We start from the raw sequence: 13,958 nt of genomic DNA on the forward strand, positions 1-13,958 counted from the left end.
CCGTCCGGTTCCAGGCCGTCCTGACCATCACCATCATCTGCGAGTGGCTCTGACCCGCTTATGAAACACGCCTTAGCGCCAACGTCGGCTCACCGCGCCTTCAGGTACTGGCTGACGCAGAGTTTTCGGATGGGAGCCAGGAGACACCATAGGTCGCCCATCGTTGAAGAACGCGGCGGTCAATAACGTGGATGCGGTGTCTCGCGGCGAAGCTCTGGGCAGAATCTGACAAGGTACGGTTGGTAATGATTCCGACGATGTCTGCGCCGTGCTCCTGCCGGGCCGTCCCGTTAAGTTCGCGGACGCACCTGGGATCCACTCGGCTTTTCGGCCTCCTGGAATGCTTGCATTGGAGAACCACCCGCTGGCCGGCGACGGTCAGAGCAATGACATCAGCCCCTTGATCATTGGGGCCGCCGCGCTTCCGTACGACTTCGCATCCGTCACGTTGCAACAGCCATGCGGTCATCTCCTCGAACATGTCGGCGGACAGCGCGTCCAGGTATTCGATTGTGACGGAGCCGTCCGTGCCCGCGTAGGTGTGCCGGACCCTCGCTTGCTCCGAGAATTCATCCATAGCCGCGTTCCAGGCTTCGTTGGCCGCACCCAACCGTTTTTCCGCCCCGTCGGCGGCCGCGGCAGATGTCTGGAGGTGTCGAAGCGGCGAATCATCTCGTGTGCCGTCGGCCGTGTACGCCTCAGCCAGCGATGGGCTAGTGAGCGATTCCACTAGTTCCGCAATGACTTTGTCGCACAGAGCGATGTGAGCACGAGCAAGCAGCCCTTCCTTGTCGAGCTGTGTCTGGTCCGAACGGATGTACTCCAGAGCTTCATCGGCGATGGAGACCCAGCCAGCGCCTTCCGCGATCGTCTTGAACCATTTGTCGTTCTGCCCAGCGGCAGCCGCGATGTCCTGGGCATGCGCCAGCCAACGGTGTCGAAGCTTCAACGCGACCTGCACCTCGACGTAGCGGAAGAGGACCGCCTGGGCGTCGTTGTCCGAAAGGCCAGCGATGACAGCGCCGAACTTCTTGTTCAACGCCTTGTCCCCGAACTTCGGAGGACGGATCGATTCGCGTTTCACGATCTTCACGGCCCGGGAGCCTACCGTCGCCACCCGACACTCCCGCGCAGTGATCTGAGACGGCACTGGGGAGAACGGACCATCGCACCCGTCATGGGCGCTTCCCCTGCGGAGCCGTCGGCCCTGCCGCAGCTCGCGGCACGTAGCAGGCTTGATCCGTTGATCGAGGTCGGCGTGAATAGATCCGGATGTCCGACCGGGCATCACACCGAATGCGTTAGGGGACACCATCATGAGCGACCACCCGGCCACGTCCCGCACCGTTGAGGTCGATGCCGACGTGTACGACGTGTTGGAGCGCACCGCCGCCAGCCAAGGCACTGACATCAACGGTGCATTGCGCTACCTGACCGAGGCCCCGACGCCCCGTACCGTCTCCAACGACGAAGACTGACCGAACGCATCCCGAAGAGTGCCGCCGGGACTGCGCCATGCGGGCCCGGCGGCGCCTCTCATGCCAGCACCCCTATCCGGGCGGGTCTGCGCTGGCGTCGGAGGCGGCGACAAGAAGTCGTTGCGCAGTACGCGGCGTGACGCCGAGTTGCCGCGCAAGAAGCACACCGAGCCCGCGCCGGTCACGCCCGGCGGCCTCAGCCTCAGCCAGCAACTCGACCGCGCAGCGAAGGCGCGCATCGTCGGCATACGGATGCGGCTGGCGGGCACCGGTGGCCCCGGGGGTACGGCCGGTGGACTGCCGCCCGGTACGGGCGTCGGCCACCGCCCACACGGTGCGCCGCCGCCACAGGCGGCGGACCCGGCCGTCCGGCAACTCCTCGACGCGGTCGGGATGGTCGAGCAAGGTGTCAGGCAGGTTGCGGTATGAGCCGTAGCCGAGAACGCGCGCTGCTGTACCCGAGCCGATCAGATCCTCCGGGTCGCCGCGGCGGTCGACCTTCGTCAGCTCAGCGCGTTTCGCGGTCCGGTGTGCGGCGTGGAACTCGTCGATGTCGTCGAGCCAGAACCAGTCGCGGCCGTCGCGGCGGAAGCCCTCGGGGAAGTCGAAGCGGGCGCGGTGGCGGTACCAGTGGTTGACCGTGGAGTACGCCGCGCCGGTGTGCGCGGCGACCCCCGCCCTGTCGAGGGCGACCCTCCCGCCGATCACGCGTCGTGCCACGGTCCTCATCCTCCCCCGGAGGTCCTTGCTGCGGCGCCGCCGGTCGAGGTGAGCATGCCTCCCGCCGTAGGATCGGCGGCACGCCCGGCCCGGGAAGAGGCGGTCGTTGGTCCGCAGGCGGCCCGGGTGGGCGAGGTGGCCGGTCGGGAACTGCACGCACCCTCGGGTGTGCCCGCCGGCCACCGACCCGCCCGCGTCTACACGTGTGGGCGCAGCAGCCGCCACGCCAATTGCGCCATCCGGTCGATGCGCAGCGCGGCCAGTCTCGCCCGTGTGGCGGGCTTCAGCGCGTCGTAGACGGTCAGGATCGCGGCGGCGGTGGTCATGTCCACCATCACCCCGTCGATCTTGCGGCAGCTGCCGCGCTTCACTTCGCGCAGCACCTCGATGACTTGGGGGTCGCCTGCGGTGGCGTCGTCGGGAAGCGCGTCGAACTCGACCAGTCCTTCGCAGTCCGGGCAGGTGACGAGGTGTGGGTCGTCGGTGATGCGGGTCAGCGGCCCATCGTCGGCTCCGCATACCGCGCCGAGGCGGCGTCGGGCCTGCGCGTGGGTGAACGCCGGTCGTTGTCGCGGTGCGCTGCCAGTCATGAGATCGCCTCCGCGTCGGGCCAGATGCCGAGCGGGTAGCCGGGGGCGATTCGGCCTCGTCCGGGGGTGAGGGTGTCGAACACCTCGGAGTAGGTGTCGTGCAGTTCGCCCCGGGTACGCATGAGGTGTTTGCCTCGGGTGTACTTGGCGGGCAGCGCGTCGATTACACGGCGGATCAGCCCGTAAAGGTCGCGGACCTCGATGAAGTCGGCGCAGGCGCCACACGCCGACCACTGCTCGCCCCACGCCTGGGTGAAGGCGTGCTCGGTGTCGGTGCGGCGTACCCGCGCCGCACGGTGCCGAGACTGGTAGTCGCTGACGCCGATGACTTGTGTGGTGACTCGGCGGTGCTCGCTGAACTGGTTGGCGCACCGGTAGATCCAGGCGGCGTCGGGCGCGGAGCAGAAATCACACTCGATGATCGGGTCGGGGATCTCGGTGATCGGGATCGGCTCGGGGTCGTGGTCGCTGCGCTGACCGCCCTGCTCGGCCGCGTGCAGGTACTGCACGACGATGCCCAGGTTGTTGAAGCGGATGTTGACCCCTCGTCGGCAGCGCCGGCAGTACAGCGGCACCGGCGTCGGCGCCGAGGTCGGGCTGGGGACTACCAGCTCGATGGGCTCGCTGCGCCGGTCGGACTGTGGCAGGTGCTCGGTCACTGTGTACCTCCGATCGCACCGCCGTCGTGTGGCGAGGCGGGGTGAAGGGTGAGCCGGAGGCGCAGCCGGGTGAGGTCGACCAGTCGCCGGAGCAGGCTCGCGGTGCCAACGCTGAGGTCGGGGTCGAAGTCGTGGGCGATGCGGCAGGCGTCGCGCAGCGCCGCATACGCGGCGGTGAAGGCCGCCTCCAGGGCGGCGTGGTCGTCGGCGCGGGTGCACCTGACGACGTGATCGGCCGGGTAGGTGCGCTCAGCGCCGTTGGGGAAGCGGACGGTGTAGCGGCGCGCGTAGGTGGTGTGCGGGGTGGAGTAGGCGACGTCGGTGACGGTGCCGAGGCGGTACTCGGTGGCGTCGGAGGGGGTGACGACGCGGGCGGTGTCGCCGTATTCCATGGACCGGTACATCTGTGTCTCCTTAGAGGCCGGGGTGTGAGGGATTGGTGGGGTGGTCGGTCTCGCCGTAACCGTTGATCTCGACAGCGATGAGCTGGTCGCCGGTTTCGGTGGTATCGACGTGCAGGTAGAGGTCGTCGGCGCGGCGTTTGACGCCGATCGAGACGCCGTGCACGTCGAGGACGACGTAGGCAGTGCGGTCGCCCGGTTCGGCGGAATAGATCCGCAGGTTGAGCCGGGTCAGCACCTTGACGCAGACGTGGTCGACCGTGTCGAGCAGGGCGAGTACGCCGGCGAGCTGCTTCCCGTCGAGGGTGCGCTGACCGTCGCCGATGCCATCGGTGGTCTCGGAAGGGTCGATAGAGGTCGTCATGCCGGTTTTCCTTTCTCGTCGTTGGCCTCGGGTTCCGCGGTGGAGCGGGAGTTGGGTGGGAAGGTGGAGAGGGTCTGGCCGAGGACGCCGCCGCCGAGTTGGTCGGTCAGGGCTGCGAGGCCGATGAGGGCGGTGCCGAGTGCGACGGCTTGCGTCGGGGTGCAGCGCACCCGGACGCGGGAGCCGTCACCGGTGCAGGCGCGAACCTCGACGCTGCGCCGCCGCCAGAGTGCGACGGGCTGCTCGGTGTCCGGCTCGGCGATGATGGGCCCGCGCAGGGCCTCGTGCAGCGAGGCGCGTAGGAACTCACGCCGGCGCTTGGCAACCGCCTCCCAACGTGATGCGGTGTTCGTGAGGACGGTGCGCTCGTCGCCGGTGGCGCTGACCGCGCGAGCGCGGAGGCGTTCGGCTTTGCCGGTCGCCTCCGCGAATTCGGCGGCGACGGTGAACAGATGATCGGGATTCATGGATGCTCCGCGATGATGTCGAGGGGATGCCGCCGGGGCGTGCCGCGCGGCCAGGAGTGCGACAGTGGCCGCACGGCACGTCCAGCCGGTTAGGTGGTGTGGGGTGGGTGTCCGGCGGCATTGTTCAGGGCGGTCCACGCCTCGGTGGTGCCGTCGGCGAAGGGTGGCGCGGCCTTGATGTGGGGTAGGCCGGGGTCGAGTTTCTGGCCGCTGCGGTCGAGGCTGAGTGCCCCGTAGGCGGTCAGGTGCGTGCCCACCGCGAGGGCCTGCGCGCCGGTGAACAGCACGACGTGCCGGTGAGCGTCGGTGTCGTGCACGTGCAGCTCGACGTGGCCGTTGGTCAGCGGCCGGACCGGCAGGAACCGCTGCACCTGTGTCCCGTCCGGCACCGTCGCGCAGATCGCTGCGCACAGGGTGTTCCACTGCTCGTTGACCAAGGCTTCCCAATGCTCGGCACGAGCAATCAGGTGCGCGTGTTCAGCCTCGCTGCTCGCGCGCTCGGCCATCGCGCGGGCGACCTCGGCCGCCGCGAAGTTGGCGCAGACCCGGTTGGCCAGAGCGATCATCGCGGTGGAGGTGTGCCCCGGCTCGTGCACCGCCTCCACGGTGCGCGCGTCCGGTGCCGGGTGCGGCGCGGCGGTAGTGCTGACGTCGGGGGTGCCGGCGGTGGGCGCGCCGGTACCGGAGCCGGGCGTGGTGGCCCGGCCGCCATGCCGGGCCACCTCAGACCGCCAGCAGCTCGAACGCGCGGGCCTTGAGGTCCGCACCGGCACCGGTCAGCGCCCGCGAGGCGCGAGCGAGGTCGCTCTTCGCGGGGGCGAAGTGATCCACGTACTCGGTGATGGCCTGGTAACCGGCCCAACGGGTGCCCTTGATCGCCTTCTGCGTGTCCGCGTCCCGGATTAGGTACCGCAACGTGGCCGTGCGCTGCTTGGCGTTGTTCTTCGCCACGTCGGAGGCGTCGGCTGCGAGGGGCCAGACCTGCGCGACGATCTTCTCGAACTCGCCCATGGTCAGCGACTCGTTGATCATCTTCTCGGCTTCGGTCTCGAAGTCGGCGAACGCCTTCCACATCAGGCCGAGGGCCTGCCGGGCCTCGGCTATCTTGCTGGTGACGTTCGAGGTGTGCCGGAACGTGTACGAGCTGACCGACCGGGCGAAGGCCAGGTTCTGGGTGTTCTTGCAGACGATCCGGACCGGGGTTGCGTCCAGGCGCAGCGAGGCGGTGCCGTCGTGGGAGGTGGTGGCCGCGAGGTAGAGGTCCATGTCGTCCACCCCGGCGATCTGCATCGCGGTGGGCAGCTTCATGGTCACGAACACCGAGCGGCCCTTGCGCATCGAGCCGGCGGTCTCGAAGTGCGCGCCGGAGGCGTCGACCAGAAGGTTGAGGGTCTCGGCAACCTGCTCGTTCTGGACCACGCTGTAGTCCTCGCCGACCACGCCGAGGTACTCGGTCTCGCCCGTGACCGGGTTGGTGCGCACGGTCATGTACTTGTCGGGGCAGTCAACCTTCGTCACGCCGCGCTCGGTGACCTCGATACCCTGCAGTGCGATTTTGCGAACCTCCCAGCCGCCGAGCCACGCCTTGCTCATGACCTCCTCGGCGGTCATGCAGGCGTCGGTGACGGTGCCGAGCTGGTGCCAGGCGGTCAGCCGCGCAGAGGCGAAGGCCGTCTGGCCGTTGGCGAGGGTTTCGAGTTCGTGTGCCACGGTGGCACCCCTTCCGGATCGTTGGTGTTCGGGCGGGCGGCCCGGCCCGGGGGCTGCAACCCCCGGGACCGTGCCGTCAACAACAATGTTTCCTACCTCCACAGGTCGATCAAGGCGATCGGGTGGAGTCGATCGAGGTTTCTGCGGCGAATCTGACGCCCGCCGCCGGGCGTGGCCTACCGGGTGTCGACGGCCGGGTGCAGCCGCCCGTCCGGGCCATACAGGTATGTGTGGACGGTTTTGAACGGGGCCGGTAGGTACACGGTGAACCCGTGTTCGGGGATGAACCGGGTCCGGTAATGGCGGGTGATGCCCAACAGGTACCGGTCGGGTTTGTCGCCGTGCGACCCGGGCGGGATGATGCCCACCCCCGGACGATCGGCGCGGGCGCGCCGGTGCCGCCCGAGCGCCAGATGCGGGCACAGCGACAGCGCAGCGGTCATGCACTCGGGGTGCCCCGGCGGGTCGGCGTATCGCATCAACTCGGCCGCGCGCGGTCCGCCGAGAAACGCCACCCAGTAACCCATCGGTTCGCCGCATAGCGAGCACCGGCGCTCGACGGCGAGGCGGGTCGAGGTGGTGGTGTTGATCGTGGTGAAGTCCACGTGCAACCCGTCGCCGGTCGGGTCGGGGTGGATGTTGACCGGCGGGATGGGCAGGCCGCGTCGCGGGTCGTGGGGACGCGCGGCCAGCGCGGGCGGCAACTCTGGCACGTCGCCGGGCGGGTACGTCATGACCGACCGCCCACCGGCTCGGTCGGTTGCGACCCGTGCGGGCTGGGCACCGGGCACAGCGGCGCGCCGTCGGTGTGTGACGCAGCCGGACGCGCGGCAAACCGGTTCAAGGGCCAGTCACGCGACGGCACAAGGAGGGCCGGCTGCTCGCATTCCGGGCAGCGCAGCGACCCCGGGCCGGTTGTCGGCCCACAGTCGGGGTGATCGTGTGGGCTGGGCATCGGTCTTCCCTTCGGGTTGTGGGTGGGCATGCGGGTGCCGGGGCCGGGCGTGATGCCCGGCCCCGGCGGGGCGATCGGTCAGGCCGCGATCGGGGCGGCGGTGGCCTCGCCGGTGCCGGCCTCGTCGCCGGTGGCGGTGTCCTCACCGGTGGGCGCGGCCGGGGTCTGGGGCCGGGTGAGAAACGCGCGCAGCTCGGCGGTCGGGGCGGGCGCGTCGTCGGCGAGGGCGTAGGTCTCCGGGGCCTCACGGGTCAGCACCAGCACCCCGGCCGTGGCCAGCTTGCGCATGCCGTTGACGACCGCGCCGGGGCTGCGCCCGCCGATCTCACGGGCGACGGTGCCGGGGGTCACGTCGTGGCCGGGGCCGAGGTCGCGCATGAACGCCTCGACCCGGTTGCGCAACTCGTTCTTGCCCAACTTGGTCGACCCGTCGCCGTTGGCCTCGCCCGTAGTGCGGCCGGTAGCGGCGGCCCGGCGAACGGAAGGGCGGCGAATCTTGCGGGTGTGCCCGCACGTCGGGCATGTGGTGTGCGTGGGCGCGTTGGCCGGGTCCACCGTCGCGAGGTCACCGTCACTGATGATCCACAGCTCGTCGCCGTCCTCACTGACCGGCAGGCGACGCGCGGCACCGGCAACCCCCATCGCGGCGAGGACGGTGTCCCCCATCGCGACCGACAGGCCGCTCTCGTTGATAGCCGCGTCGGCGGTGATCCCATCCGGGTGCCCACCCAACACACCCGCCATGATCAATACCTTCAGGTCAGGCTGACGCGGCCCGACCGGCGCACCCGACACCGGCGCATCCGACACCGGAACGGCGGACACTGGGGCTTCGGGCAGCGTCTGCACCTCCGCTGCACCGTCGTCCGGCGTCACGCTGTCGGCCGGGCTCGCGTCGTCAGCCGCGTCCGGCGTCGCGTCGTCGGCCGAGCTCGCCTCGCCGGCCGCGTCCGGCGTCACGTCGTCGGCCGAGCTCGCCTCGTCGGCCAAGTTCGCCTCGTCGGCCACGTCGGGCGTCACGCTGTCGGCCGGGCTCGCGTCGTCGGGCGAGGTCGCCTCGTCGGCCACGTCCGGCGTAGCGTCGGTCGGCGTGACGGGCTCCCACAGGTCGGCGCTCTTGCGGTTGCCGTTGGTCGGGCCGGGGGTGCGGGTGGCCGTCCCGACCGTCTCCATGTGCTTGAGCGCGTCGGTGACGACCGGCAGCGGCAGGTTCTCCTGTCCGGCGATCTTGCGGGCGGTCAGGCCGGGGTGACGACCCAGCGCCTCGGCGACAGCAGCGCGGGCCTCGTCGGTACCGGCAGTCAGGTTGGCGTTTGCAGTCATGACAAAACCTCCACAGAAAAGGGATGGCAGCCAATTCCGCATTGCGCATCGCGCGCTTTTCTGCGGTTCCGCCGGGGCCGTTGTTCCGGTGCCCACGTCCATGGACCCTCTGCACGGCCCTAATGTCAACCCCGCCGTTCAAGACTCTTTCCGGGCGACTTTTCGGGTGCCACATTGCACCTCCGACGCAATGCGTTCACCGGCTACGAATAGCCATTGCGGGCGCTGTGATCGCCGCTGCCGCACGTTCTCGCGCCCGGGGTATGTACGTGTGGGCAGGGGGCCAGGCTGCCAGTCTGGCGACGCGCTGACCTCTGCCGAGCGGGGCTGATCTCGTTGGGACGGGGCCGCCGCCCCTCGCACGGATGGCGCGCCGAACGGCGCAGCCATAGAGCAATGCACCTCGATGGATTGTGGCGAAAATCACTCCACGTGGCCTGCTATTGATAACCGGTCAAATAACTATTCGAAGGTGCCTCTCTTAAGGTTCGTCAACTCGGCACGATGCGTCGAACTGCCGCTACTTGACCAACCCATCTCGACAGTTTGCTAGTCCGCACGACGTCACCGGTTTTCGGGGCTTGCACGATGAGACCTGCCCCGATGAACATGCCGACGTGCCGGGGGTCGGAACGGGTGCCGTCGCTGCCCGCAATCAAGATCAGATCTCCGGGGCGCAGTTCCGCAACTCCGGGGACGGGGGCACCGTCGTGTACCTGGTCGCGCGTGGTGCGTCCGATGGTTACCCCGGCGGCCCGGTACGCCTGTTGCATGAGCGATGAGCAGTCGCACTGTCGCCGGGGGATGCCCGAGTGCGGGTCGGTGCAGTCACCGCCGTAGGTGTACGGGGTGCCGAGCTGGGCGAGCGCCCACCCGATCGCGGTCACGACCGGCGGCGGGGTGCCCGCTGGAAACGCGAACCCGGGTGGCAGGGATTCGGCCACGTCGGGCGGTAGCCCGTCGCCATCGTCGCAGACGACACCGCCGGTGTAGCTGGCCACGATGGCGGCAGCACGGGCCTCGTGTTGGGCGTAGGCGTCCGGGTACGCCGACCGTTGCACCTTCTGTGCGGCCTCGGTGAGTGGCAGCCGTTCCCACCCGGGGACGGTGAGGAGACGCTCGTAGAACTTCCCGGCGGCGTATCCGGGGTCCATGATCTGTTCCGGGGTGCCCCATCCTTGCGACGGTCGCTGCTGGAACAGCCCCAACGAGTCATGATCGTTGGTTGGGCCAAGGTCGCCATGATTGATCAACGAGGATTCCTGGAGTGCGGCGGCTATCGCGATCACCCACCCGCGCACCGGTACCCGCAACCGCTCCCCCACGGTCACGATCGCCCCGGCATTACGGGCCTGCTCAGCCGACAACCCCGCCGGGGTGGCACCCGGCGCGGTCACCGCGCCGACGCAGGTACCCGCGCCTCCGCCGAACGCCGAGGAGACGACTCCGGCGGTAGCGGCTGTGAGCAACAGCAGCGACCCGGCGGCCCCGGCCGTGACCCAGACCGCTACTCGTCCCACGGCGCGCCACCGTCCCCGTCCGGTGCGGGCAGCTCGGCCAGGCTCACCCGGTCGGGTTGCCCGACAATGCGCCAGACCGGCCCCGCCGGGCCGCCTGGCGCGGTGGCGTGGTCGGCGGCGGCGGTGACCACGGTTACCCCGTCCGGCATCCCGGTCCGCCGGAGGTGGGCGTGCAGGTTGGCCTCCCGGGCGGCGGTCGGTAGCCAGAACAGCACCGGGTACGCGCGGCGGGGCGGTAGTGCGGCGTAGCCGGTCAGCTTGCCCACCACCCGGGTAAGGGTTTCGGTGCCGAGGTCAGCCTCGACCCAGAACGGCACCGCCGGGCCGTTGTCGGCCCAGACGCCGTGTCCGTCCGGGCGGACCAGGTTGCCGCACGCCTCCCGGCAGCGCGCCTCGTTCCACCACCGCGCCAGCCGCGCGCCGGGGTGCGTGCGGGCATGGGCGGTGAGCGCGACGAAGAACCCGTTCACGGTCACCAGGTGCGCCAGTGTCGGGGACATGGCGAGGCGGGCGGTGGCGTCGCGTACAGCGGCGGGGCGGGGCAACGTCTCGCCTCGTCCGGCCGCGATGAGGGCCGCGCCGACCGGGCCGACGGTCCACCGCCAGGATTGCGAGCCCGGCCGTTGGTAGTGACGGAACCGGTCGAGGATGTCTCGATCGTGCAGGGTGTTGAGCCGATTACGGGCACGGCCGACCGAGCCGAAGGCCAGGTCGACGAGTTGGTCGGTGGTGAAGGTCCGGTGCTGGTCGAGCAGGTCCAGGAGGTGACGGTCTCGGGGGGTGAGCCGGCCGAGTTCGGCGGCCACGACGGACGCCGTGAGGCGAGGGCTGCCGGTGGCAGATGTGCGGGTAGGAGGGATATCTCTTATCAGTCGGTTCCGGTCCACGGGTCCTCCTCACCGTCGTCCGCGTGCGCGTATGACGTGTTCACGGGGGTGTGTTCACCCGGCTGTTCGTGGTCGTTGCGTTCCTCGTTGGATCGCTCGTTTGAGGTCTCGTTAGACCACTCGGGGTGTGGGGCGAAGGTGTTGCGACCCACCAGGTCCACCACTGCCTCGACGGGTGTCGACTGCTCGGCCGGTGCGGCGGCGGTCGCCGTCTCGCCGAGCAACCGGCGGCGTTCCTCGGCGGCGAGGCCGGTGTGCTCGCGGGCCGCCCGACGCAATTGCCCGGCGCGCCCCTTGATGGCCGGTGGTGGGGGCTCGGTGTCGGCGGTGACCGGTGGTACGACCCGCCCGTTAGCGATGGGCCGCAGGACGACTTCGTAGCCGCTAAGGCGGATCAGGTCCCCGTCATCGAGGTATGGGCGCAGGTGCCGGGCCTGGTCGATGGCGTCACGGGGCGCGAGGGCGAAGTACACCTTGTTGCGGGCGTTGGCGTCGATCGCCTCGACCATGTCCCCGGACAGTTGGCCGAGATACTGATGGGCCAGGACGAACGACGTGTGCAAGCCGCGCGCCTCGGCGAGCGCGTCATCGATCCCGATGGGCAGATGCAGGAAGTTGTGGCACTCGTCCAGCACGATCATCGCGTCGGGGCGGTCGTCTTCGGGAATTCGCGCGCGGGCGGTGGTGGCCTGCCACAACCCGGCCAGCAGCAGGGAGCCGACCAGGCGGGTGCCGTCCTCGCCGATGACGCCCTTGGGCAGCCGGGCGAGCATGATGCCGCCGTCGAGGATGTCGGCGAAGGAGAACGTAGTTGCCGGCACCCCGAACAAGCTGTTCGCCATCGGGTGCGCCAGGACGAGGCGCAGCCGGGACAGCAGCGGGGCCACGAGGCCGGAGCGCTGCGCGGCCGGCAGCTCGTTGAACCCTTCCCAGAACTCGCCGAGGGTGTTGCCCTCCCACGCGTTCAACCTGCTGGTGACGGCGTTGACCCGGCTGGTCCTCCACGCGGAGTCCGACAGCAGCCGCGGTAGCTGGGCGAGGGTGGCGCCGTCGAGGTGGGCGAGGGTGAGCAGGCCGTGGTAGCAGATGTCGGCGGTGCGGTGGCCCCACCAGCGCGACCACACCTTCGCCATCACCGCGGTGAGGTTCGCGGCCACGTCGTGCGCGCTGCCGCCCTGCACACTCGGGTCGAGCAGGTTGATCGCCGGTGGCGCGGCCCGCTCGTCCGGATCGATGAGCACCAGCCGGTCACCACAGTCCTTCGGCAGCCGGGCCAGCAGGTCTCGGATGAGGTCGCCCTTGGCCGGGTCGAACGCGGCGACGCCCCGCCCGGCCTGAACGTCGTCCAGGATCATCCGCATCAGCAGGGTCGTCTTGCCCGTACCGGTCGGTCCGAGCGCGTGGACGTGGTACCGGCAGTCGGTCAGGGAGATCCCGACTCGCATCGCGGGCCCAGCGTTGGCGACGCCGATGACCTTGCCGCCCAAGCCGTGCCGCTGGTCTAGCGGCACCAGGTTCAGCCTGCGCTCCTTTGGCCGGGAGTCGGATACAGCAGCCTTGGTGTGGATCTTGTTCAAGGTGCACTCCAGGCGGTCGGTGGTTCGTCGGCCTCGGCCGTACCGGGCTGCGCCTGCACTGTCGGGCGCTGGTGCGCCTCCCGACCGGCGGTCCGGAAGACGTCGCGGGTGGCGGGCCGACGCCGTGATGCCGCACCGGGTAGGCCGTAGGCGGCGGGTTCGGCGGGCAGCCCGGCGAAGGCGGCGGCTTCGGCGACGGAGACGAGGCTCATCTGGGCCTCGGGCACCCACCGGTCGGCCGCCGCGACCGGGCCGGAACGTAGCCGGTGTCGGGTGAAGTGCGCCGACAGCAGCCCGAACCCCGAGCTGACATCAGCCGCCGCCGCGACGGCGGCGGCCATGGTCGGGCCGGTGGTGACGGTGTGCACGGCGACGAGCAGGTGGGGGGCGTCGGCGAATTTCGCCCGCGCTTGCCGGGCCAGCTCGGCGGTGTGCGGGTCGGTCGGGCTTGTGCGCCGCTTCGGGCTCGATGGGCCGAAGGTGGCGATGTTCAGGACGCCGAGGATCAGCGCTCGTAGCCCATCGGCGAGCAGCCCGGCAGCGCGGCCGGTTCTTCGGGGCCGGCGGGCGCGTTGCGGGTTGGTCATCGCGCGGCGCAGCGTGTGCAGTCGGTGCGCTGGTGCCCGGCCGAGGTGGACTTGCAGGAGCGCGCCGCCGGTGCGCCCGGCCGAGGCGAGGCCGCCGTAGACGGCCCGGAGCCGGTCGTCCTCGGGGGCGCCCGCGTTCACGCCTCGGCGTGGGGCCGGTGTGGGGTCCTCGACCAGGGGCAGCCAGTCCGGCTGGGTGGGCCGGACCGCGAGGGCGGCCACGGCCCCGGTCGTCGGGACGGCCGGTGGGCGGGTCTGTTCGGCGCGGACGCCGGGCCAGCCGCGTTGCAGCAGCCGCACGATTGCGGTCGGATTGACCCCGGGTGGCAGCCACAGCCCGCAGCGCATCCCGTCGGGGTCGGCTTCGACTTCCCAGACGAGCCGGGCCGGGCGCAGCGCCCACCGGCGCGGCGCGGGTAGCGCCGTGGCGAGTAGCCGCCACAGGCCGATCGTCGCGGTCGGAGTGGCGGTGACGGGCGGGGTGATCTGCAGCCACCGCGCTGCGGCGGCGTGCCGCCGCCAGACGCGCCGCTGCCACACCGCCCACAGGACTCGGATGGCGATGAGCGCCGCTACGGCGGCGAGGAGCAGCGGCCACCGGTCGCGGACGAGACGCCACACGGGGTCGGTGGCGTCGTCGCCCCAGGACCCGCACAGCAACTCGCCTACAACCGAGTCGGGCACGCCACCCTGACCAGGCACACACCCGGCAGGCTCCAG

General features: G+C 70.3%; 16 protein-coding genes. 1 reads left to right on the top strand and 15 read right to left on the bottom strand.

Annotated elements, in window-relative coordinates; genetic code table 11:
• Positions 1-100: 100 nt before the first annotated feature.
• On the bottom strand, positions 101-1,093 hold the full coding sequence (locus tag B0E53_RS12415; protein ID WP_168215302.1) for a restriction endonuclease: 993 nt from the start codon (positions 1,091-1,093) through the stop codon (positions 101-103).
• Positions 1,094-1,316: 223 nt separating this feature from the next.
• On the opposite strand from B0E53_RS12415, the gene B0E53_RS37525 reads away from it, so the two are divergent.
• A complete protein-coding gene (locus B0E53_RS37525) occupies positions 1,317-1,478 on the top strand; it encodes a hypothetical protein (protein WP_168215303.1) in 162 nt (53 codons plus the stop codon).
• Positions 1,479-1,550: 72 nt separating this feature from the next.
• Here the strand turns inward: B0E53_RS37525 and B0E53_RS12420 are convergent, their stop codons facing one another.
• The 14 genes from B0E53_RS12420 to B0E53_RS12490 form a co-directional block, all read right to left on the bottom strand.
• The gene (locus B0E53_RS12420) at positions 1,551-2,207 is read right to left on the bottom strand and encodes a hypothetical protein (protein WP_210406041.1); all 657 of its coding nucleotides are present in this window, start codon (positions 2,205-2,207) and stop codon (positions 1,551-1,553) included.
• Between the two features lie 188 nt (positions 2,208-2,395).
• Positions 2,396-2,788, bottom strand: coding sequence for a hypothetical protein (locus B0E53_RS12425; RefSeq protein ID WP_107076202.1), 393 nt, complete (start codon positions 2,786-2,788; stop codon positions 2,396-2,398).
• Positions 2,785-3,447, bottom strand: a complete 663-nt coding sequence (locus tag B0E53_RS39315) for a hypothetical protein (RefSeq protein WP_246835368.1) — start codon at positions 3,445-3,447, stop codon at positions 2,785-2,787. Before B0E53_RS39315 ends, B0E53_RS12425 begins: the two co-directional genes overlap by 4 nt.
• Positions 3,444-3,851, bottom strand: coding sequence for a hypothetical protein (locus B0E53_RS12435; RefSeq protein WP_107076203.1), 408 nt, complete (start codon positions 3,849-3,851; stop codon positions 3,444-3,446). The genes B0E53_RS39315 and B0E53_RS12435 overlap by 4 nt, the downstream gene beginning before the upstream one ends.
• A gap of 10 nt (positions 3,852-3,861) precedes the next feature.
• Positions 3,862-4,212, bottom strand: coding sequence for a hypothetical protein (locus B0E53_RS12440; RefSeq protein ID WP_107076204.1), 351 nt, complete (start codon positions 4,210-4,212; stop codon positions 3,862-3,864).
• Positions 4,209-4,679: a hypothetical protein gene (locus B0E53_RS12445; RefSeq protein WP_107076205.1), complete on the bottom strand. Its 471-nt coding sequence runs from the start codon at positions 4,677-4,679 to the stop codon at positions 4,209-4,211. The genes B0E53_RS12440 and B0E53_RS12445 overlap by 4 nt, the downstream gene beginning before the upstream one ends.
• An 89-nt stretch (positions 4,680-4,768) precedes the next feature.
• On the bottom strand, positions 4,769-5,401 hold the full coding sequence (locus tag B0E53_RS12450; RefSeq protein WP_168215304.1) for a hypothetical protein: 633 nt from the start codon (positions 5,399-5,401) through the stop codon (positions 4,769-4,771).
• A gap of 1 nt (position 5,402) precedes the next feature.
• Positions 5,403-6,389: a DUF932 domain-containing protein gene (locus B0E53_RS12455; protein ID WP_107076206.1), complete on the bottom strand. Its 987-nt coding sequence runs from the start codon at positions 6,387-6,389 to the stop codon at positions 5,403-5,405.
• Between the two features lie 176 nt (positions 6,390-6,565).
• Complete coding sequence (locus B0E53_RS39320; protein WP_246835369.1) at positions 6,566-7,123, bottom strand: hypothetical protein; 558 nt, start codon at positions 7,121-7,123, stop codon at positions 6,566-6,568.
• Positions 7,124-7,422: 299 nt separating this feature from the next.
• Positions 7,423-8,667: a hypothetical protein gene (locus B0E53_RS12470; RefSeq protein ID WP_246835373.1), complete on the bottom strand. Its 1,245-nt coding sequence runs from the start codon at positions 8,665-8,667 to the stop codon at positions 7,423-7,425.
• Between the two features lie 491 nt (positions 8,668-9,158).
• On the bottom strand, positions 9,159-10,187 hold the full coding sequence (locus B0E53_RS39325; RefSeq protein WP_246835370.1) for an NlpC/P60 family protein: 1,029 nt from the start codon (positions 10,185-10,187) through the stop codon (positions 9,159-9,161).
• On the bottom strand, positions 10,175-10,993 hold the full coding sequence (locus tag B0E53_RS12480) for a replication-relaxation family protein (RefSeq protein WP_107076208.1): 819 nt from the start codon (positions 10,991-10,993) through the stop codon (positions 10,175-10,177). Before B0E53_RS12480 ends, B0E53_RS39325 begins: the two co-directional genes overlap by 13 nt.
• A 62-nt stretch (positions 10,994-11,055) precedes the next feature.
• Entirely contained in the window at positions 11,056-12,651 is a 1,596-nt protein-coding gene (locus B0E53_RS12485) for a type IV secretory system conjugative DNA transfer family protein (RefSeq protein WP_246835371.1), read from the bottom strand.
• Positions 12,648-13,922 carry a hypothetical protein gene (locus tag B0E53_RS12490; protein WP_146167655.1) on the bottom strand — a complete coding sequence of 425 codons (1,275 nt, stop codon included), beginning with the start codon at positions 13,920-13,922 and terminating at the stop codon, positions 12,648-12,650. The genes B0E53_RS12485 and B0E53_RS12490 overlap by 4 nt, the downstream gene beginning before the upstream one ends.
• Between the last annotated feature and the right edge of the window lie 36 nt (positions 13,923-13,958).

It is taken from the genome of Micromonospora sp. MH33, assembly GCF_003013775.1.
GTDB lineage: Bacteria > Actinomycetota > Actinomycetes > Mycobacteriales > Micromonosporaceae > Micromonospora > Micromonospora fulviviridis.